The sequence below is a fragment of the Pantoea deleyi genome (assembly GCF_022647325.1).
GTDB classification, from domain to species: Bacteria; Pseudomonadota; Gammaproteobacteria; order Enterobacterales; family Enterobacteriaceae; genus Pantoea; species Pantoea deleyi.
Map to the genome: position 1 here is coordinate 2,375,311 of NZ_CP071405.1, position 19,837 is coordinate 2,395,147.

The 19,837-nt window shown below is 56.7% G+C and carries 17 protein-coding genes; 3 read left to right on the forward strand and 14 right to left on the reverse strand.

The genetic code is table 11. From position 1 onward, the window contains the following. Positions 1–686: 686 nt before the first annotated feature. The 3 genes from J1C59_RS11190 to J1C59_RS11200 all read right to left on the reverse strand — a co-directional run bounded on the left by J1C59_RS11190 (position 687) and on the right by J1C59_RS11200 (position 2,656). Positions 687–1,100, reverse strand: coding sequence for a hypothetical protein (locus J1C59_RS11190; RefSeq protein WP_128086480.1), 414 nt, complete (start codon positions 1,098–1,100; stop codon positions 687–689). After that, positions 1,097–2,089, reverse strand: coding sequence for a hypothetical protein (locus J1C59_RS11195; protein WP_128086479.1), 993 nt, complete (start codon positions 2,087–2,089; stop codon positions 1,097–1,099). Before J1C59_RS11195 ends, J1C59_RS11190 begins: the two co-directional genes overlap by 4 nt. An 84-nt stretch (positions 2,090–2,173) precedes the next feature. Continuing rightward, the gene (locus tag J1C59_RS11200) at positions 2,174–2,656 is read right to left on the reverse strand and encodes an Hcp family type VI secretion system effector (protein ID WP_010246100.1); all 483 of its coding nucleotides are present in this window, start codon (positions 2,654–2,656) and stop codon (positions 2,174–2,176) included. Between the two features lie 316 nt (positions 2,657–2,972). Between J1C59_RS11200 and J1C59_RS11205 the strand changes: the two genes are divergently transcribed. Continuing rightward, entirely contained in the window at positions 2,973–3,188 is a 216-nt protein-coding gene (locus tag J1C59_RS11205) for a hypothetical protein (RefSeq protein ID WP_128086478.1), read from the forward strand. Between the two features lie 252 nt (positions 3,189–3,440). On the opposite strand, the gene tssC is transcribed toward J1C59_RS11205, so the two are convergent. The 10 genes from tssC to exaC form a co-directional block, all read right to left on the reverse strand. Next, complete coding sequence (gene tssC, locus J1C59_RS11210) at positions 3,441–4,940, reverse strand: type VI secretion system contractile sheath large subunit (RefSeq protein ID WP_140917277.1); 1,500 nt, start codon at positions 4,938–4,940, stop codon at positions 3,441–3,443. Next, on the reverse strand, positions 4,937–5,470 hold the full coding sequence (tssB, locus tag J1C59_RS11215; RefSeq protein WP_111140779.1) for a type VI secretion system contractile sheath small subunit: 534 nt from the start codon (positions 5,468–5,470) through the stop codon (positions 4,937–4,939). The genes tssC and tssB overlap by 4 nt, the downstream gene beginning before the upstream one ends. A gap of 76 nt (positions 5,471–5,546) precedes the next feature. Then, positions 5,547–6,560, reverse strand: coding sequence for a type VI secretion system protein TssA (gene tssA, locus J1C59_RS11220; RefSeq protein WP_140917278.1), 1,014 nt, complete (start codon positions 6,558–6,560; stop codon positions 5,547–5,549). Between the two features lie 16 nt (positions 6,561–6,576). Continuing rightward, complete coding sequence (gene tagF / locus J1C59_RS11225) at positions 6,577–7,293, reverse strand: type VI secretion system-associated protein TagF (RefSeq protein WP_128085556.1); 717 nt, start codon at positions 7,291–7,293, stop codon at positions 6,577–6,579. Positions 7,294–7,307: 14 nt separating this feature from the next. Then, positions 7,308–10,937, reverse strand: a complete 3,630-nt coding sequence (gene tssM / locus J1C59_RS11230; protein ID WP_128085555.1) for a type VI secretion system membrane subunit TssM — start codon at positions 10,935–10,937, stop codon at positions 7,308–7,310. A 3-nt stretch (positions 10,938–10,940) separates the two neighbouring features. Continuing rightward, complete coding sequence (locus tag J1C59_RS11235) at positions 10,941–12,179, reverse strand: DotU family type VI secretion system protein (RefSeq protein ID WP_128085554.1); 1,239 nt, start codon at positions 12,177–12,179, stop codon at positions 10,941–10,943. A 17-nt stretch (positions 12,180–12,196) separates the two neighbouring features. After that, the gene (tssK, locus tag J1C59_RS11240) at positions 12,197–13,537 is read right to left on the reverse strand and encodes a type VI secretion system baseplate subunit TssK (protein WP_128085558.1); all 1,341 of its coding nucleotides are present in this window, start codon (positions 13,535–13,537) and stop codon (positions 12,197–12,199) included. A gap of 5 nt (positions 13,538–13,542) precedes the next feature. After that, on the reverse strand, positions 13,543–14,043 hold the full coding sequence (gene tssJ / locus J1C59_RS11245) for a type VI secretion system lipoprotein TssJ (protein WP_128085553.1): 501 nt from the start codon (positions 14,041–14,043) through the stop codon (positions 13,543–13,545). 23 nt (positions 14,044–14,066) lie between these two features. After that, positions 14,067–14,663, reverse strand: a complete 597-nt coding sequence (locus J1C59_RS11250) for an SH3 domain-containing protein (RefSeq protein WP_128085552.1) — start codon at positions 14,661–14,663, stop codon at positions 14,067–14,069. Between the two features lie 1,065 nt (positions 14,664–15,728). After that, positions 15,729–17,249, reverse strand: coding sequence for an acetaldehyde dehydrogenase ExaC (gene exaC / locus J1C59_RS11255; RefSeq protein WP_128085551.1), 1,521 nt, complete (start codon positions 17,247–17,249; stop codon positions 15,729–15,731). A gap of 232 nt (positions 17,250–17,481) precedes the next feature. On the opposite strand from exaC, the gene J1C59_RS11260 reads away from it, so the two are divergent. Further along, complete coding sequence (locus tag J1C59_RS11260; protein WP_128085550.1) at positions 17,482–18,045, forward strand: class I SAM-dependent methyltransferase; 564 nt, start codon at positions 17,482–17,484, stop codon at positions 18,043–18,045. On the opposite strand, the gene J1C59_RS11265 is transcribed toward J1C59_RS11260, so the two are convergent. Beyond that, the gene (locus J1C59_RS11265; RefSeq protein WP_128085549.1) at positions 18,033–18,761 is read right to left on the reverse strand and encodes a glutamine amidotransferase; all 729 of its coding nucleotides are present in this window, start codon (positions 18,759–18,761) and stop codon (positions 18,033–18,035) included. The genes J1C59_RS11260 and J1C59_RS11265 overlap by 13 nt on opposite strands. A 172-nt stretch (positions 18,762–18,933) precedes the next feature. Here J1C59_RS11265 and J1C59_RS11270 point away from each other — a divergent pair, with 172 nt between their 5' ends. Beyond that, positions 18,934–19,818 (forward strand): DMT family transporter, encoded by an 885-nt coding sequence (locus J1C59_RS11270; protein WP_111141716.1) that lies wholly within the window; start codon positions 18,934–18,936, stop codon positions 19,816–19,818. Positions 19,819–19,837 lie beyond the last annotated feature (19 nt).

The following is a 19,837-nucleotide window of genomic DNA, read 5'->3' on the forward strand; positions in this document are numbered from 1 at the left end:
TTCAGCTGCAGTCCTCGTCGCAGATACTTCTGCAGGAAAAGACGATAAACGCCCTCATTTTTTAAAATACCAGGCAGCACAGAGGTGTAATAGCCCTGCCAGAATAAAAAGGAAAATAATTAAATACATCACGAAGTTGTAAAAGGTCATCCTTCCTGCTCATATCATTAATCGCATTATTTTAAAGCTGGCAATAAAACTGCACGTTCATCTATGAAGTCGCGGTTAGTTCTTACCCGGAATTAAAAAAATCATCAGTTTAAAAAATGGCGCCAGATAATAAAATCTATGCCGCCCCCTGTCATCATGACACCAGCAACCATATTCAGATGATGCAGACGGACTAACCAGATAATCTTGTTTTCAGGCAAAGACTGTATGAATTCATATGTTTCCCTGCTGACCCTCTGATGGCGTTTGTGGTCTAGTCTGACGCCTTTATACAACCGTGCAAACCAGGAAATTTTTAAGGGATGGAACGATGGACTGAAAAAGGAGCTAACCTGAGTGCTGAAATCAAGATCCAATCTTCTTTTGCGAAACTCGCTAATTAATGATTCATAGTTTTGAACATTTTTTCTGAATATTATGTAGCCTACAACTTGTAAAGCAATCGAACTCAGAAAAGACATAATTGAAATAGCAATCAAAATGCAAGGCCATGTCATAAAACCTTATCCATAACTTCAGTTAAATAAATAAACAAAAATAGCCATAAAAACAGCCCAGACAACTGTCAGAAAGTAAGTAAACTGGTAAAGAGAGAGCGTCTTTTCCATCCAAACCATTTTTTCTTTAGGTTGTTTTTGTACAAATTCATAAGCCTTTATGCTGACATTTTCAGATTTAGAAAAGCGCATTTTCCGCCCTTTCCTGAGATTCATGAAAAAGGCTAACTTCTGATAATTAGCATAGAACCCCAAATGATTTGCAACTTTCGTGGTTAAGTCTAATTGCAAGCCAGCATTTTGATAAAGATCGATAAAATCCTGATACGCTTTTCGATTAACTCTAAAAAGCCACGCAGCATAGACATGCAGAAGAATGACCAAAACAGATAAAATCGAACTGCCATACATAAAAAAATCATACGAACTCATAAAATCTTATCCATCAAAATACCTGCCCCTTTTTCACCCAGCTTAGCAGCACCAAAACCCCCTGCAGCGGATCCGACTATTCCACAAGCTAACGCACCTATGCCTCCGGTTGCAACACCCAGTGCTACGCAGGCGGAAGTTGCGATTGCCCCCGCCGCCGCGCCGCCCAGGATACCTGCAGTCGTGCCTGCTGCAAACTGAGAATACCCTTTCACCGCTACTTTAGAACATTCATCTTCTCTTTCAGTGGTACAGCTGTGATAAACCTCATTCGTTGTATTCACAGCACTAAATCCTATTGAAACCCATCCACCCATTTTCATAAATTTCGCTGCTCTGGCTGCACTATCTACATAGGTCGAATAACCGCTTATAACTCCTGTGCCAGCAGTTTGCCAGTCATGGATAATAGAGGAGCTGGAAAGGTTTAAAGCATGCTTAATCTTTTCATAGGGGCGCAAATTCAGCATAAATCGGGATAAACGATTCAGTAGTACTTCAAGTTCACCAAACAGGCGTTTCCGCTCGATAAAAAACTGCTGCCCGAACAATGTTCCTGACGTCAGATATTGGTTACGGTAGGCATTCTCAATAGCGACAAGTTTCTTGCCAATTTCATTGAAATAGCGTTCACCCGCATCGCCGATGATACCTGAAGCTTTATCCATAAAATTGGTAATAGCAGCAATTGCAGCATAATGGCGATTGAAGAAATCTGCCTCATCAACTGTCAGATGAGTAACACTATTGTTAGTTCTTTTTTTTGCTTCATCCAGCGTTTGCATCGCTGCTGGATGATTGTTTCCATTAGGATCGGCAACAACCAGAATCTGCCCCGGCTTAGCCCAGGTAACATCGGCATTTAATTGCAAAAAAAAATTCGCGGCAGGCATATTGCGAGTGCCGTAGAGCCACATAGCTTGTTCAGTCAATCTTCCCGGCCGCTGGACCACACAAAAACCTGGCTCAACAGAATTTTTTACTGTCATCACAATCTCCTTTTGCAATTAAATGTATGCGAAAAATAATTACTCAGATAACTCAAGATACGCCCCTGACAGGGGCGTATCAGATTACGCTTCTTTATTGCCTTTGATATCCCAGCCCGCGCTGCTCTCTGCGCCTTTGCCACCGGAGGAACTCTGCTCCCAGTACTGCTGTTTCACTTTAGAAGCCTGGAAGGAGTAAGTCATACCCAGGGTATCGCCGTTGTCGGAACCGTTATAGTTCACAGCGGTCACCAGCACATCTTCCAGAGTAATACGTGCGTACTCAACCTGAGAACCACCTGCTTTACAGATAGAGAGTTCGACTTTTGCCAGATGCTTACCGCTGGCGCAGTTCTTCAGCAGCGCCGTGGTGGATTTGTCGATCAGCGCGTTAACGTGCAGGTCGTTGAAGTTAACTTTACCGGCACCGCCGCCGCCGCCCACAGACATGTTGCCTGGCTGAGAAGCACCCCATGAGAAAGAGGTGATATCAGTCCAGCCGGTGTGGTTTGAATCTTTCGATTCGCCGGTGACTCCGTCAACCTTCATAAACATATCAATAGCCATTATCTTTCACTCTTTATTGGTTGCGATTATTGCTTTCAAAAAAGCAAGGATATGGCAAAAAGAAAAGCATGGGGCTGAATAAAACAGTCCATATTTTACCTTTGCCTTGCTTCTGAAATATCGTCATAAACCATATTTCAGAATTCGTATTGCCGGTCATTAACCGGACAAAATAGATATGCATTTATAGTGCGAAAACATCAATAACCGGATAACGCACTGTTTTACGCTTTGTAAGGTGCCCATTTTATGGACAGCGCCATGATCAATATTATATAGTCGCCCGGCACATTAAATATTCATGGAAGGAATAGAGATGAAAAAGGTCTTCTCAGTTTTCCTGATAACCCTGTTATCGCTGATCTCTCTTTATGCCATTGTTGATCTTGTAAGCTCAATCTATCTGGTTGCCCGTTATGGAAGCGTTAACGCCTGCTCTTCAGGCTTACTTGCGGGTAAAGCGCTCTTTATTGCTGCCTGCATAGCCTTTGTTATTATGCTGAACAGGCTAATACGTAAAAAGATTCATTAATCTGTTTACGTTTATCTGCCATCGCCTGAATCTGTGGCCACGCCGTTCCTGAATGAATAGACAGAACGGCGTTTACAAGCTTTCTCATCGCAGAAACAACCCAGGCTGAATACAGAAAAACCCGCTTAGCATATTAAAATCAGATCAGGGTGACAGCTCAGCAAATGGCAGTGTGCAGAGCGTCACACCTTGCCATCCGCAGAGACTGCGTGATGCCCGGTCGCCCCGGACACCACGCATCCTGTTCAGCCCTTAAGCATTATCATTTTTCAGTGACGGCAGCTTGGAGACCAGACGCAGCGAAACGGTCAGGCCTTCCAGCTGGTAGTGCGGACGCAGGAAGAACTTCGCGGCGTAATAGCCCGGGTTATCCTCCTGCTCTTCCACATTGACCTCGGCAGCCGCCAGCGGCTTGCGTGACTTGGTCTCCTGCGAGGAGTTAGCCGGGTCGCCATCGACGTAATTCATTACCCAGTCGTTCAGCCAGCGTTCCATCTCATCCCGCTCGCGGAAGGAGCCGATCTTGTCACGCACGATGCACTTCAGGTAGTGCGCGAAGCGGCAGCAGGCGAACAGGTAAGGCAGGCGCGCGGCCAGACGGGCATTGGCGGTGGCATCGGCGTCGTGATACTCCATCGGCTTCTGCAGTGACTGCGCACCGATAAAGGCGGCGAAGTCGGAGTTCTTACGATGCACCAGCGGCATAAAGCCGTTTTTCGCCAGCTCGGCTTCACGGCGATCGCTGATGGCGATCTCCGTCGGACACTTCATGTCCACGCCACCGTCATCGCTCGGGAAGGTATGACACGGCAGATTTTCGACAGCCCCGCCCGACTCCACGCCGCGGATAGCGGTACACCAGCCATACTCTTTGAATGAGCGGTTGATGTTGGCGGCCATCGCGTACGCCGCATTGCTCCAGGCATAGTTACTGTGATCGGCGCCGTCTGTCTGCTCTTCAAAGTCGAAGCTGTCGACCGGGTTGGTGCGGATCCCGTAGGGCAGACGCGCCAGGAAGCGCGGCATCACCAGGCCCAGATAGCGTGCATCTTCCGACTCACGCAGGCTGCGCCAGGCGGCGTACTCGGTGTTCTGGAAGATCTTGGTCAGATCGCGCGGGTTCGCCAGCTCCTGCCAGGACTCCATCTGCATGACTTCAGGTGCCGTGCCGGTGATAAACGGACAGTGCGCGGCCGACCCGATGCGGGCCATCTCACCCAGCAGCTCGACATCCTGCGGGCTGTGATCGAAGTAGTAATCGCCGACCAGGCAGCCAAACGGCTCGCCACCGAACTGACCATACTCCTGCTCATAAATCTTCTTGAACAGCGGGCTTTGATCCCAGCTCGCACCTTTGTAGCGCTTCAGGCTGCGGCCCAGTTCCTGCTTGGAGATGCTCATAAAGCGGATTTTCAGCATCTCGTCGGTTTCGGTGTTGTTGACCAGGTAGCTCAGGCCACGCCAGGCGCTCTCCAGCGACTGAAACTCCGGATGATGAATGATCTGATTGACCTGCTGAGAGAGCTTTTCGTCGATCTCGGCAATCAGCGCCTGGATGGTGCGATACGCATCGCTGGACACCGTGACGGTGTTCTCCAGCGCCTGCTGCGCCAGGGTTTTCACCGCGCTTTCGACCGCCGCGCGCGCCTGATCGCTTTTTGGCCGGAACTCTTTGTTCAGCAGCGCGCTGAACTCATCCTGGCTGAAGCTGACCGCGTCCTGCGACTGCGACTGTTGTGAACTCTGCGTCATGCCTGCGGCTCCTTATCGTCAGTGGCGTTATTCTGCTTAGGCAGATGCGTCAGCGCCTGCAGCAGCGTCGGGTCCTGCAGAACCTTGCCAATCAGCTCCTCTGCCCCGTTTTTGCCGTCCATATAGGTCAGCAGGTTTGCCAGCTGGGTGCGTGCTTCCAGCAACGTGTTCAGCGGCTCGACGTTGCGGGCCACCGCATCCGGCGAAAAGTCATCCATGCTGTCAAACGTGAGATCGATGTTCAGCTTGCCTTCGCCGTTCAGGGTGTTGTCGACCTGAAACGCCGCGCGCGGCTTCAGCGCTTTCATGCGCTCATCGAAGTTGTCGATATCGATCTCCAGAAACTTACGCTCGTCGATGCCGGGCTGCGGCTCCAGCGGTTTCCCGACCAGGTCCGCCAGCACGCCCATCACAAACGGCAGCTGGATTTTGCGTTCCGCGCCATAAATTTCCACGTCATATTCAATCTGAACGCGGGGTGCGCGATTGCGGGCAATGAACTTCTGCCCACTGGATTTACTTGTTGCCATGGTTTTCTCCATCAATGATGCGCGGATAACGTGTCACAGCAGGCGCGCAGGTCCTGCTGTGTGAGTGGGTGACGCCTTAGTCGCGACGTCCGAAAAGCGTTTCGAGCTGGTGTACGCCATCAGGCGCGAGATCGCGGATGATCTCCATAAAGTCGCGCTCGATCAGGCGCTGAACGCGGTCGATCATCAGCGGTGCAGGATGGCTCGGCTCATGCTGGGTAAAATAGAGCTTCACTTTTTCCAGCATCAGCTGCGCATCGGCGCGGGAGCCAATCTGCACGCTGCGCCAGTCAGCGGCCGCGCGGGGCGCTGCCGGTGCTGTTGCGGGTGCGGTCTCTGCGGGCGGTTCCGCCGTCGCTGCGGGCAGTAGTGTGCTGAGGTCGGTGGCCTGACAGCGTTCGGCGATCAGGGCAATCTGTCGGCGCAGCAGCGCCAGTTCCGGCACCGCCGCGTCACCCAGCCGTTCAGCCACGGTTTCGCAGATGGTCTGCAGCCGCTCATGGATCTGCAGCACCGCCCCGATGCCCGGCTGATTGGCGCGCGCCAGTTCGTCGGTCAGACGTGGCAGGCCACCGGGATAATCGGTCACCTCCGTTTTACTGCCGTCGCACAGGGCGGCAGCATCGCGCAGCGTGATGCCGTCAGAAGGATAGCGCAGCAGCCAGCTCTGGCGCACCGCGCCGCTCAGGGCAGATTTGTCGCCCAGCAAGGCCAGGGCATTGATGCGGAAGAAGGGATCCGCTTCGCCCGCCTCTTCCAGCCGGGGCCACAGCGGTTCCCAGTAGAGCAGCAGCGCCTGTTCAATCAGTTTCAGGCCCTGGGCATAACCCGGTAATCCCTTTAGTTCGGTCCAGGCATGGGTCAGCGTCAGCATTACCCGCAAATCCTTGCTGCGGCCCAGCAGCGCGACCGCCAGCTTCTCGACTTTATTCCAGTCGGCCGGTTCTGCCGGAATGATCGTGTCACCAAACTGCTGTTCCGCTTTACCGGCGCTCGCCTGCTCCATCGCCTGAAAATCGGCATCGTATTCCAGGTTGTCGCCACCGGGATTGTCATCGCTGATCGGCGCCAGCAAAGTTTCCATATTCATCGTCACGCTCGTCGCCTCAGGATTCAAACATCGGGGGATAAAGTCCGTTACGGCCAGGTTTTGCTCCACCGGCCGGATCGAACAGCAGGGAAAAGAGCTGGGCAGTGAAGTTGCCGCTGTGGACCTGGGTATAGAGCGGAAAACCGTCGCTCTGATTGGTCCACCAGAAACTGGTGTAGAACTGCGGATCGAAATTCTCGCCCGGCAGCGTCCAGTTCAGGGTCGACGGGGTATCGCCATGCCCGATAACGTTGAGAATGTCTGAGGACTCACCGGTTTCCTCCGGCGGTTGCGGCTGCGGAATGCTGAGCAGTGCCTGGTCGAGCTGTTCCGGCGATCCGCCCCCCTGCACCACCCGCAGCAGTGTATTCCCCACCTGCTGATACCAGTCACCCGAACGGGCCAGCAGCGCGGGCGACCATTCTGCGGGGGTAAAATACCGCAGCGCGCAGAGCGGATAGTTACGTCCGACGCTGTCCCGCGCGGCGATCAGGCAGCCCATCTGGATCAGCTGGCTGCCCAGCATCGGGGGCACCACAAAATTCCAGACCGGCGCGTTGAGAAACGGGCGCGACGGCGCGTTATCGCTCTCCTGATTGCTCTGCCAGTGGTGCAGACCCACCTGAAACCAGCTGGACCACTGGCGATAGATCACGTCAGGAAAACGGCGCTTCACAAAGTCACCCGCACTGGGCAGTTTGCCGTACCAGCAGGGTGCAGCGTAATGAGTCATTGTCGGGTCCTGTTTCAGGGGCAGCTAAAGCCGGGAAGCTGGAACGGATTACGGATGCTGCCAGGGGTGAACGACAGCGTGACCTGATGGCCTTCCACGCTGAACGTGGCGTCGCGCGTCAGTCCTCCGGCGGTGGTGACGCGGGCGCGGTCAAAGAAGCGATTGAGCGCCCAGGGGCCGCTGGTGACCAGCGTGGAGGTGGTGCCGTTGGTCAGGCCAAGCTGCATCCGCACCTGGCTGGTGCCGCCCGGACCGGGCCAGCTGACCATCTGCACGGCCTGCGGCCCGTGGCTGTAACGCAGGATCTGACCGTCAACATCCAGCGTCAGGTTAAGGATCTCATTGTCCATCCTGACGGTGCGCAGCGTGACGCGGAAGCCCGGCGTGGTGGCGCCGTTGGCAAAGAAGGCATCCCGGATCGACTGCGCCTGCTGGAAGGGACGCAGCAGCGCTTCGCCGCCCGGCAGACTCTTGCCGTCGATACCCGGCGTAAAGCGCCACGCAGCATTGGTGGTATCCACTTTGCTGGCGAGGTTGTCACGGAAGAAACTGTCCATCATGCCGCTGCCCGGTGCAAACATCCGGGCCAGATCGTCCGGTGTCACTTCGCTGCGGGCGGAGCGAACCAGTGGATAGCGACCCGCGATCGCCTGGCGGCAGAAACTGCCCACTTCCATGGTGATGCGCTTGCGGACGTTATCCATGTCGCGGCGCTGGGCATCGCTGCTGGCCCCCACCGCCATGCTGGAAACCATATTCTGCAGAGAACCCGGCAGGCGACCGGCGCTGGCCTGCAGACGACTGATGGCATCGCTGGCCGGTGGCGGCATCCCGCTGTTCGCGGCATCCTGGACCGCCGTCAGATAGCGATAGAGATCATCGATCTGGTGCAGGAAATCATCCACCGCCAGCACCTTGCTGCCCTGCTGCAGCGGCTGGGCCAGCTCGATGACCGGTGCAAAGTGCACGGCCACGGCCTGCTCCGGCGCGGCCTGACTGGCGGCCTGTCCACGCGCGACAGCGGCGTCGGGTGAGGTGAACAGCGCTTCAAGCGTACGGGTGGCGCTGTTATCCGAAGGCTTTGCCGCCTGAGCGGTTTTCTCATCCGGCTGCGCCCGGTTCAGCGTCAGCAAGTGGCTGAGGTTGATCACCAGCTGGCGCAGCGGCGAGTGATTGCCGGACAGCAGACGTGCGGTGTTGATGCGCTGCGAGAGGTCGGCGCTGCTGTTAAGCTGAATGTCGCTCAGGAACTGCTCCCACTGACGGATGTAGTCCTGTACGTAGAGCTGGCGCACGGCCAGATCGGTCTGCTCGCTTTTCTGCGCAGGTGCCGCACCATCCAGTACCCAGAGATCGTCCTTGTAAAGGGCCTGCGTGACCGGCGCTATCTGCCTGTCCACATGCTGCCAGTACCCCTCCGGCGTATAGAGGCCCGCAACCCCGTCATTCACCGATTTACCGCTTTTGCGCGAAAAGACCAGCTCGCTCTGCGGCCCGCCCAGCGACGCCAGCGTGACGGTCTGCAGCGTATCGCTGCGCTGCAACAGGCGCTTCAGCCGGCCATAGACGCGCTGTGACAGCGGCATCTGATTAATCAGCGCCTGTTCGCGCTTAATCAGGGTCTCATCCTTCGCATAAGGTGAGGCGTGGATCTGCGTCTCCAGCAGCTGTTGCAGATGCCACGCCAGCTGCTTCACCTGCTGCTGGGTCACGTTCTGCGGCAGCTCACGCGACAGATTGAGCATCAGCCAGGCCTGCAGGAATTTGCCATCGTAGTGCTTAGGCTGATAGAGCATCTGATACGCCTTCAGCGCTTCATAGCTGTAGTCCGCGTCGCTGCCGTTGTCGGCCCGCAGCCAGCGGGTGATGTTCTGTGCCACCTGCGGCAGCAGGAGCTGCTTCAGGGCTTTCTCATAGAGGGCGCGGGTCGCATCGCTGACTTCCGTGCCGCGATACAGCCCCATCCGGCGCGTCAGCGGCGGTGAGTCCAGCGAGAAATCGGCACTCTCCGGCAGGTGCAGTAGCGTGTTGAGATAAGGCACCAGCGCAAAGAGATCGCCATTGACCTGCTGCTGGAGCTGGTCGCCCAGTTGCTCCACCTGCGGCGTTTTGGCCGCCATCTCCTGCAGATAGGATTTGTTCTTGCTGTAGCTGGTCAGCCAGAGCGCGCCCGCCACCAGTAACAGCACCAGCAGGGCAAGATAGCCTGACCACAGGCCCGCACGATTGCGCAGCTCCCACCAGCGGTTGCTGCCTGCCAGCCCGGACTCCTGGAAAATCACATTCTCCAGCACCCCTTTCAGGAAGAAGCTCTGTCCTTTGTTCTGCGGAATCGGGGACGTTTTATCGACCTGATCCCAGCTGCCCGATTCGCCCGCCTGCTGACCCGGCAGATTCAGCGCGCGGTTCAGCTCACCCATGACCCGGTCAAACGGCAGGCCTTCCTGCGTGCCGCTGGCAAAGTAGATCCCGCGCGGCGCAAACTGCGTTTCGAAATCGGAACGGGCAAACAGCGTGTCGAGCGCCTCGGCCAGCAGCGGTCGCAGCGCCGCGAACTCCTGCGGGAAGAGGTAGCTTTCGGCGCGGGCCTGGGGATCGCTCTCTACCAGCAGCCGATCGGCCAGTCCGGCATCGAGCCGCTGTTGCAGCAGCGAATACTCCTGCTGGAACTGGCTATTAAGCTCAAAGTCGGCGGCTGACGCCTGCGCCCACGGGAAAGTGAACCCCCAGATCTGCTCGCGCTGGGCTTTATCCAGCGAGGCGAAGTAACTGCGGAAGCCCTTGAGCAGGTCAGCCTTGGTGACCAGCACATAGACCGGGAAACGAATGCCGAGACGATCGTGAAGCTCCATCAGCCGCTGACGCAGCGCCAGCGCCTGGTTGCGCAGCGCCTCAGGCGACTGGCTCAGCAGGTCAGAGACGCTCAGCGTGACGATCACGCCGTTGATTGGCTGACGGCCGCGATATTTACGCAGCAGGTCGAGGAAATGGTGCCATTCGCTGGCATCCCGATCCTGCTGACTCTCCTGGGTGCTGTAGCGCCCGGCGGTATCCAGCAGCACGGCATCATTGGTGAACCACCAGTCGCAGTTGCGGGTGCCGCCGATGCCGCGCAGCGCCGATTTGCCGAACTTATCCGCCAGCGGAAACTGCAGGCCCGAGTTAACCAGCGCAGTGGTTTTACCGGCACCGGGTGCACCAATAATCATGTACCACGGCAGCTGATAGAGATACTGGCGACCAAAGCGCTGCGCCCAGAACGGGCGGCCTTTGCTGCTGTGGCGCTGTAAGTGCGCCTTTTTCAGCATCTCTGTGGCCTCCGAGAAGCGCCCTGCCAGTACCTGCTCTTCGCTGGTCAGCCGCTGACGGTCGGCGTCCGGCGCATCACTCTTGCCGGTTTCGAGGCTCGACATCAGCTTACGGTTGAGCCAGAAGTTATAGAGCCGCGGGATCGCCTGTCCCAGGCCCCACACCAGATAGAGCAGCGCGATACTGATCATGCGGTTCTGCTCCGGCTCCAGCGGGCGCGAATCGACGATCGAGAACACCGGGCCAATCACCCAGATAATAAAGGAGAGCGCAGTAATACCGACGAAGCCCCACGCCAGGCGGCTGGTCAGCACGGCAAACAGAATATTCAGCATGGATCAGTTCCCTCTCGCCGGGCTGTTGAGTTCAGCCTGCGTTGCATCCGGTGCCACCAGCAGCGTGATTTCCACACGACGGTTGCGCGCGCGATTTTCTGCGCTGGTGTTCGGTACCAGCGGATTGCTTTCGCCGCGCCCTTCCGCCCTGACCCGCGACGGCTGCGCCAGCTGCTGCTGCAGCAGGCTCTGCACCGACCGGGCGCGTGCCAGCGAAAGCTCAAAGTTAGAGGCAAAGCGGGCGCTGCGGATCGGCACGTTGTCGCTGTAGCCAATCACCTGAATCTGGCCGCTGACGTTGTTCATCGCCGCCGCAATACGCTGGATCACCTCGGTATAGCGACCGCGAACCTCGGTGGCGGCGGAGGCAAACAGCCCATCCCCTTTCAGCGTCACCACACTGCGGTCCGCCTCATCGCGTACGGCCACCAGCCCGGCATCAATTTCCGGTTTCAGGAAGGCCCGCAGGTTCAGCGTGGCTGGCGGTGGCGGCGCAGGATTACCAATCTTCACCTCCGGCAGCGCCGTCTGATAGATGCGGGCGAGCACCGGCGAGGTGTAATCGCCCAGACGCCAGTTCAGAACGATGTAGAAGAGACAGGCTGCCAGACCCGCCACGGCCGCACAGGCCCAGAGCGGGATCATCGGCCGCCAGAGTTTGCGCAGCACGGGCTGATCGGTGGGATGCGGTGACAGCGCCGCCGCATAATTGCCGCGCACGCCTTTGATCATCTGCAACAGACGCTGTTTGATGGTCTCCAGCTGCGAACGGCCGTTATCCAGTACGCGGTAGCGTCCTTCGAACCCCAGCAACAGGCAGAAGTAGATCAGCTCCAGCATCAGGATGTGGCGTCTGGGGTTCTGCGACAGCTTGGCCAGCAGCTGGAAAAACTTCTCGCCGCCCCAGGTTTCGTTGTGAAACGTCACCAGCAGACCGTTGCTGGTCCAGACACCACGGCTGCCCCACGGGGTCAGCGCCGCTGCCTCATCGAGTGCGGTACAGAGACAGTAACGCGCGCCGATGATCACTTCATAGCCCACGCCGGACTGCTGGCAGCTCAGCTCGAAGCGACGGATCTGATCGATCAGTTGCTGACGCAGCGCCGCCGGATCGTCATGAGAGAGCGAGTGACGGATCTGGGGAATGGCATTAATCAGAGGGTTGGCCGCCGCAACAAGCCCATTCTGGTGGCGGGTATCCGGCGCAAGATCGCTGTGTGACTGAGGTTGTTCCTGCATCATGCTGCGTGCTCGGTTTATTATTCTGACTGACTACGGATGGCCCAGAACTCCATGTTCAGGCCCGGAAACTCACCGGCAAGGTGCAGCGCGAAAGCGCCCGAGCGCTCCATCTCTTTCCAGAGTTCGCTGTTCTTATCCAGTTCGAAATAGCTGTACCCTGAATGCCAGGGGATCTGCGGCGGTGCGCCCGGCATCGCCCGCAGCGCCAGACCCGGCAGCTGAAGCTGAACCAGATCGCGGATTTTGCTGACCGGTGCGACCTTCATCTGCGCCGGGAAATGGGTGATGAGGGTATCGGCCGGCACGCTGGCTTTCACCGCCAGCACGAAGCCAAACTCATGCACCATGCTGCTTTCCGGCACGGTCGCCACGTTGAGCCCATGTGAACGCTGGGTCAGCGGCAGCTGGATAGCACTCTCTTCCATCACCTGTGAGAGTCCCTGACGCAGCAGCAGTGACAGACGGCTGAAACAGCTGTTCAGATCGTCATGATCGTAAAGCGGCAGCCCTTCAGGCGCGCGGGCTGGCGTCCAGGTGCTCAGTTCTGCGGCCAGCTGCAGCCAGTGGCTGAACAGGGTTTCAGGATGCAGCAGTGGCAAATGCTGAAGATGGCTGTGCAGGCCCAGCTGACGGTTGAGCAGCGCCAGCAGCATAAAATCGACCATGTCGGCGCTGTTGAAACGGCCGGTGCCCGGCGCGCGCTGGCTCAGTTGCTGGCTGCGCTGCTGGATCAGCCCGTGGAGATCGTTGAACATGTTCTGCAGCGGACGGCTGCTGTTCAGGGTCAGCATCGGGGGGATGTAGTCGCTGTCGAGCCGGATATGGTTGTCGCTGCGTTTTTCAATCACCTGCGCTACGCCCATTGCGGTCCATTCGGCGGTCAGATCCTGCTCCAGCATCAGGCGCAGGCGAAGCTTGCCAAACTGCACCGTGGCACTGCCCACCGCCTGCACGTTGTCATCCTCCACTTCCGCTTCCCAGGCCAGGTAGCGCGCCAGCGAGTCGTGCGACTCCTGAAACGCCACGGCCTCGCGGCCATTGCGACGGGTCGGAATCGCCAGCACCACTTTGCTGCGATCAACCGAAGCGGGCAGATCGAGTGGCGCCGGGCCATGCTGTGGCTGGCTGAAGGCAAAGAAGGTGCCGTCCGGCAGACAGCCGCTGGCGGCACTCAGTGCCAGTTTGCCCTGACGCAGCAGCGCCTCATCAAACTCAAGATCGTAAAAACCCCAGGTGTAGGCGCGCTGTGACTGCCCCCACTCGCGCAGGGTGCTGAGAAGGTAATTTTCTGATTGCTGGAAATGGTGAGGACGCAGAAACATCCCCTCCGTCCAGACGACTTTTTCGGCTCTGTTCATCGGCATCACTGTTTTTCCACGCGAAGGCCATTCGTTCCCGCCACAATGTGCGCATTCAGCTCGCCATCGTTACGTTTCCAGAACGCCCAGAATGAGGGGGATTCGCCTTCGGGAACCGGCAGCGAAAGTCGCCAGATCTTGCCATCCAGCATCTGATACTCCGCCATGATGCCGATAAAGCGCGCCTCGGGCAGGCTCCTGATGCGCAGGGTTTTGCTGCGCTGGTCTGAGGTCAGGAAGAACTGTTGGGTATTGAGCTGCGCGCCGCCCTGTGCGGCGGCAGACGGATTCTGCAGGGAGTAGAAATCGGCTGACATAAACTCGGCATCCGAACTCAGCAGCATGACCCGGACTTTCAGTGGCGCACCGCCGTTTAGCTGATTCTCTGCCCGTACCGTGAGGTTGTAGTAGCTCGCCGGTGGCTGACTGCTGCTACTGCTGCAGGCTGACAGCAGCCACACCAGCAGCACGACCAGCCCACTCCGTAGTGACATTTTTCTCGTCATGACGCCCTCCCTGCCCGATGCAATTAGTTAATGATCCAGGTTCCGTTGGTGCTGTTCTGACAGGCAGTGCTGTCTCCGTTAACCGCTACACAGGTTTTCTTCTTGCTGGTGCGAACGCGGCGTTTAGGCTGATCCGCTTTGACCGTCTGATCGTAAAGTTCGCTTTTCACTACGGCGCGGAACGGCACATAGCCGGTCAGCCTGACGGTCGCCTGCGGTGCCGCAGGTTTATCGGCCTCTTTCGCTGGCGGCGTGGCGGTTTCGGGTTGCGCATCGGCTGCGGTGTCGGCCGCTTCACCCAGCGCCAGCCAGTTGTTCTCCACCTGACCAATCACCGTATAGCTTTCGCCGGTTTTCAGCGTCTCCACGACTTTGCCGCCATAACCAGGATGATTCATGACCGAGGCGGGATAGAGCGCGCGATAGGTTTCATTGACCGGACTGAACTGCGCGGGCGGTTTAACCGCATAGCGGTGGCTGAGTACCACGCCATCCACCGTGCTGGTGACGAGCGTGTCATCCGTCATTTGTGGCGGCGCTTTACAGCCAGCGACAGAGAAAACAAACATCAGGCCTAACGCAATACGAAGCTTCACCATATTTTTCATGTTGTGTTCCATTCATACCTTGAAGAGTGGCCAGAGGCCGGGTGTCAGTGATGAAAATCGGGAATATCACGGGTAACAAAAGCCCTTAGTACCAGACTAAAAGCCAGCCCTGAATCAATTTGCCTGGAGGCTGCGGTCAGCAAAAACGCCAACCGATCAACAAAAATTAAGTATAAAAAAGCAACACAGAGGACGGAAACGGCAGGAGGACGAAATCAGGCTCGCGGCAAAACGATCAAAAACATGATCAAATTTTTCGGGTCGAATTTCGGAAGGCGGGGTAAACCCAAGTTTTCCTAATACCATCCCTGGTTATTTAACGATCACTTTTAATTAAAATGTTAATCGCAAGCGTGTTATCAATCTGCAAAAACCTGCACGGGAAATCTCGAATAATTTATAAAATCCTTTTAAATTCATATATTTAAAATAGCACCGCAGATCCATAGCTACCGCACGAGCCAGAGAGATCCTGCCCGTGAGTCTGCAATCGCAATCATATTGTAAATATAAGCGATAAGTTTACAGAAGATTGACAGAATTTCAACGGCGCGCTTTTCCCGGGATTTACATAAGAAAAATTTAATATAAACCGTTAATCCAAATATTATCAGATTTTGAACTGCCGACTAAGACGATTCCTAAAAACTTCCGAAATTATGAAGTATTTGCACACAAAAATGGGAAGAAGCCGAAAAGGCCATTAAGAACACTCATGTAAAATATGGTCCTTTTTGACACAGCTACGGCATAGCGGGGAGAAAGGCGAGAAGGGGCAGAGATAATCAACGTCACGCCCGGTTTTCAGACAGGGCCAGACAGATCAGAGGGTTACGTGAGTGCCGAGGTCAATCAAAGAGAGGTTCAGGAAAAATGCGGGCTTTCGGGATAAGCGAAACGGTAAATCCATCGGTTTAATTTCTCAACTAACTGATTAATTGTTCTTTACCGGCTCGTTTTTAATGCGTCCCCGTCAGAAATTGGCTGACTCTTCAGAGGCCCTTAACGTAAAAAAACCACGCCGGAGCGTGGTTCTGTCAGGGAGGCGGCGCGATGTCGCCACGGTAAGCACGCCGGTCAGAAGAAGCCCAGCGGTTCGATGCTGTAGCTGATCAGCAGATTCTTGGTCTGCTGATAGTGATCCAGCATCATTTTGTGGGTTTCACGCCCGATGCCCGATTTCTTATAGCCACCAAAGGCGGCATGGGCCGGATAGAGGTGATAGCAGTTGGTCCAGACGCGCCCCGCTTTGATCGCCCTGCCCACCCGGTAGGCGCGGTTAATATCGCGGGTCCAGACGCCGGCACCCAGACCATAAATGGAGTCGTTGGCAATCGCGATCGCTTCCGCTTCATCTTTAAAGGTGGTGATGCCGATGACCGGTCCGAAGATCTCTTCCTGGAACACCCGCATACTGTTGTTGCCTTTCAGCAGCGTCGGCTGAATGTAATAGCCGCTGTTGAGCGAGTCATCCAGCTTCTCGATGCCGCCGCCAGCCAGCACTTCCGCTCCCTCCTGACGCGCCACCTCCAGATAGGAGAGGATTTTGTCAAACTGCTGCTGCGACGCCTGCGCGCCGACCATGGTGTCGGTATCCAGCGGATCGCCCCGTTTGATGGTTTTTACCCGTTTCATCACGGCCGCCATAAAGGGTTCGTAGATCGACTCCTGCACCAGCGCGCGTGACGGACAGGTACAGACTTCGCCCTGATTCAAAAAGCCCAGCACCACGCCCTCTGCGGCTTTCTCGATAAAGCTCTCTTCCGCCTGCATAATATCTTCAAAGAAGATGTTAGGGGATTTACCGCCCAGCTCGACGGTTGACGGGATCAGGCTTTTGGCCGCCAGCTCCAGAATATGGCCGCCGGTAGCGGTAGAGCCGGTGAAGGCAACCTTGGCGATGCCGGGATGTGAAGCCAGCGCTTCTCCGGCCTCTTTACCAAACCCGTGCACCACGTTCAGCACACCCGGCGGCAGCAGATCTTTAATCAAATCCACAAAGACGGTAATGGACAGCGGCGTCTGTTCTGCCGGTTTCAGCACCACGCAGTTACCCGCGCCCAGCGCCGGTGCCAGCTTCCAGGCGGCCATTAATAGCGGGAAGTTCCACGGGATAATCTGCGCCACCACGCCCAGCGGTTCATGAAAATGGTAGGCTGCCGTGAACTCATCGATCTCGGCCGCACTGCCCTCCTGTGCCCGCAGACAGCCCGCAAAGTAGCGGAAATGGTCCACCGCCAGCGGCATATCGGCGGCCAGCGTTTCGCGCACTGGTTTACCGTTGTCCCAGGTTTCATACACCGCCATCGTTTCCAGATGCTGTTCCAGCCGATCGGCGATTTTCAGCAGCAGCAGCGAGCGCTGCTGCGGTGAGGTTTTACCCCAGGCGTCGGCGGCGGCCGCGGCGGCGGCCACCGCGTTATCCACATCGGCCGCATCCGAACGCGGGAACTCACCGGCCACCGATCCATTTACCGGCGAGGTATTGGTGAAGTAGTTTCCCTTCACCGGCGCGACGAATTCACCATTAATGAAGTTGCCATAATTCTTTTGTAGGGTAATCAGAGAACCCTGTTCTCCGGGAGCGGCGTAACGCATGGTCATTCTCCTGAAAGGTGACTGATGCAACAATAGTGAAACTTGTTATTAACATGATGCAACATCAAGAGAGTGTCAGGTCTTTCAGGCCGAAACTGTGACCGCCCCGAAGGATTAGGCGTTTCCGTGGTGCCTCAGGAATATTCTGACTTTTCCCTGTGGGGCGGCCTCGCAAGAAACTTGTGCGGCGCGGCGGGGTCAACATGAGGATGAACAGATTACGGAGATGAGTATGCTGGCTTCAGCTATGACCCTGATGCGCACCAAGGCCAGTTTCGTGCATCAGTTTATTCGTAACCCGCGCAAGATGGGCAGCATTACCCCATCATCAGAAACGCTGTGCCGGACGATGACCGCGTCGGTGCAGTGGCCTGAAACAGTCCGCATCGCCGAACTCGGCGCGGGCGATGGGGTACTGACGCGGCAGATACTGGCGCAGATGACTCCCGACGCCACGCTGGATGCCTTTGAGATCAGCACCGCTCTGGCGGATAAGCTGATCGCCCTCAACGACCCCCGCATGACCGTCCGCACCTGTTCGGCTGAGTATCTGAACGGCGAATATGATGCGATCTTCTCCGGCCTGCCGCTGTTATCCTTACCGCCCGACCTGCGCGAAGCCATTCTGCGGGCAGTATTCAACGCGCTGGGCCCGGACGGCGTCTTCGTGCAGTTCCAGTACACCTCGCTGACCCAGCCGGATCTCTCACGCTACTTCACCTGGGAGCGCCAGCGGGTGCTGAAGAATGTGCCACCCGCCTGGGTTTACCGCTGTACCCGTCATTATGCGCCCTGAGCCTGCCTGACGGCCGGGCGCGTCTGTTGCCAGAAGGAGACCAGCAGCTCCCGCGCCCAGTCTTTGCCCTCAACGTCCAGCCCGGCACTCTCTTCCGTCGCCTCCGGCGGCAGACAGGCGTTCATAATCGGCCGGGAAAATTCGGGATGAAACTGCACCGATAACGCCTGCGGCGAATAGCGCACAATCTGACAGCCATCACGCGCAGACGACGCCAGCACCTGTGCGTGAGGCGGCGCGGCGATCACCGACTGACGATGCGACAGCCAGACGCTGAATCCGGCGGGCAGCCTCTGCAGGAGAGGATCGCGCTGCGCCTGTTCCGTGCAGCGAATCGGTAACAGGCCGCGCTCCCAGCCCTGAGGATTGTCCGCCACCACACCGCCCAGCGCATAGGCCATCAGCTGATGGCCGTAACAGACGCCCAGCAGCGGCAGACGATGGTCAATCGCTGCCCGCACCCAGGCGGCGCTGCGTTCACTCCAGTCGGCGTGGTCGGTCACCATTGCCCAGGAGCCGCTGAGGATCGCGCCGGAGATCTGGTCAAAATCGGGCAACGCCTCGCCCAGATGCGGCCGGACAATCAGGTAATCATCAGGCTGCAGATCCAGTGCATCGATGAACCAGCGCGGCTGTTCTCCAATCTGCGCGACGACGTTTGCGGGCGGGACTTCAAGCTGAATTAACGCAAGGGGTAAGGCGGACGTAGGGGTCATACCGAATCAGATCCTCTCAGAAGTCGTTTCAAATCAGTCTGCCATCAATGCCATGAAAAGTCTCACCGGCTGGCGGCGCAGCTGCAGAAAATTTCTGCCGTCGATTGGCTGGATGACCGGAGTTCGTGCCATCATTAGCAGGCTATGCAAAAAACATTGAAAGGATATTATCGTGGCTGTGCGGCATTTTTTTCTGATTCTGATGGTGGTCTCAATCTGGGCCTTCAATAACGTCGCGGTGAAATGGGGCCTGCTGGAGTTGCCGCCGCTGTTTCTGACGTTTATGCGTTTTGTCGTGGTGGCGATCGTTCTGGTGCCCTTCTGCCGCATTACCCGCCAGCAATTACCCTGGCTGCTGCTGCTGGCCTTCACGTTCGGCTTTATGCACTTCTCGCTGCTGTTCGTTGGCCTGCGCTACACCGATGCCGGCACCGGCGCGATTGTCGTGCAACTGGGCACGCCGATTGCGATGCTGCTGGCGATGGCGGTGCTCAAAGAGAATCTGAAACTGGTGCAGCTGATGGGCATCATGATTTCGCTGAGCGGCGTGGTGGTGCTATCCGGCAGCCCGACAATTCCCTCATGGTGGGTACTCTGCCTGCTGCTGTGCAGCGCCACCGGCTGGGCGGTGAGTAATCTGATCGTCAAGAAGTCGCCGCCGATTAAACCGCTGACCATGACCGGATGGATTGCGTTTCTGGCGATACCGATCGTCGGCGGATCCAGTCTGGTGATGGAGTCCCATCAGCTCTATGCCCTGCAACATGCGGGCTGGCGCGGCTGGTTCGCCATTCTCTACAGCGCCATCGCCTCGTCGATTGTGGCCTACACGCTGTGGTATATGCTGCTGAAGAAGTACAACGTCAATCTGATCATGCCCTACTCGCTGCTGACGCCGGTTCTGTCCGTGCTGATGGGGATTGTGGTGCTGGGCGACAGCCTCAACAGTTTCAAAATTATCGGTGCTTCCCTGGTGGTGCTGGGCACCGCTATCGCGGTTCTGAACCTGCGTAATCTGCGAATGCACGCCCGCTTCCCGCGCCTGCGGCGGCGCTGATACCTGCTGCTATGCTTAA

Coding starts and splice junctions, on each gene's coding strand:
- J1C59_RS11205 (WP_128086478.1), top strand. CDS start 2,973: ATGAAAAAGGTCTTCTCAGTTTTCCTGATAACCCTGTTATCGCTGATC.
- J1C59_RS11265 (WP_128085549.1), bottom strand. CDS start 18,761: ATGACCCCTACGTCCGCCTTACCCCTTGCGTTAATTCAGCTTGAAGTC.
- J1C59_RS11195 (WP_128086479.1), bottom strand. CDS start 2,089: ATGACAGTAAAAAATTCTGTTGAGCCAGGTTTTTGTGTGGTCCAGCGG.
- tssJ (WP_128085553.1), bottom strand. CDS start 14,043: ATGACGAGAAAAATGTCACTACGGAGTGGGCTGGTCGTGCTGCTGGTG.
- tssB (WP_111140779.1), bottom strand. CDS start 5,470: ATGGCAACAAGTAAATCCAGTGGGCAGAAGTTCATTGCCCGCAATCGC.
- tssA (WP_140917278.1), bottom strand. CDS start 6,560: ATGAATATGGAAACTTTGCTGGCGCCGATCAGCGATGACAATCCCGGT.
- J1C59_RS11250 (WP_128085552.1), bottom strand. CDS start 14,663: ATGGAACACAACATGAAAAATATGGTGAAGCTTCGTATTGCGTTAGGC.
- J1C59_RS11200 (WP_010246100.1), bottom strand. CDS start 2,656: ATGGCTATTGATATGTTTATGAAGGTTGACGGAGTCACCGGCGAATCG.
- J1C59_RS11260 (WP_128085550.1), top strand. CDS start 17,482: ATGCTGGCTTCAGCTATGACCCTGATGCGCACCAAGGCCAGTTTCGTG.
- tagF (WP_128085556.1), bottom strand. CDS start 7,293: ATGACTCATTACGCTGCACCCTGCTGGTACGGCAAACTGCCCAGTGCG.
- tssK (WP_128085558.1), bottom strand. CDS start 13,537: ATGAACAGAGCCGAAAAAGTCGTCTGGACGGAGGGGATGTTTCTGCGT.
- exaC (WP_128085551.1), bottom strand. CDS start 17,249: ATGCGTTACGCCGCTCCCGGAGAACAGGGTTCTCTGATTACCCTACAA.
- tssC (WP_140917277.1), bottom strand. CDS start 4,940: ATGACGCAGAGTTCACAACAGTCGCAGTCGCAGGACGCGGTCAGCTTC.
- J1C59_RS11235 (WP_128085554.1), bottom strand. CDS start 12,179: ATGATGCAGGAACAACCTCAGTCACACAGCGATCTTGCGCCGGATACC.
- tssM (WP_128085555.1), bottom strand. CDS start 10,937: ATGCTGAATATTCTGTTTGCCGTGCTGACCAGCCGCCTGGCGTGGGGC.
- J1C59_RS11190 (WP_128086480.1), bottom strand. CDS start 1,100: ATGAGTTCGTATGATTTTTTTATGTATGGCAGTTCGATTTTATCTGTT.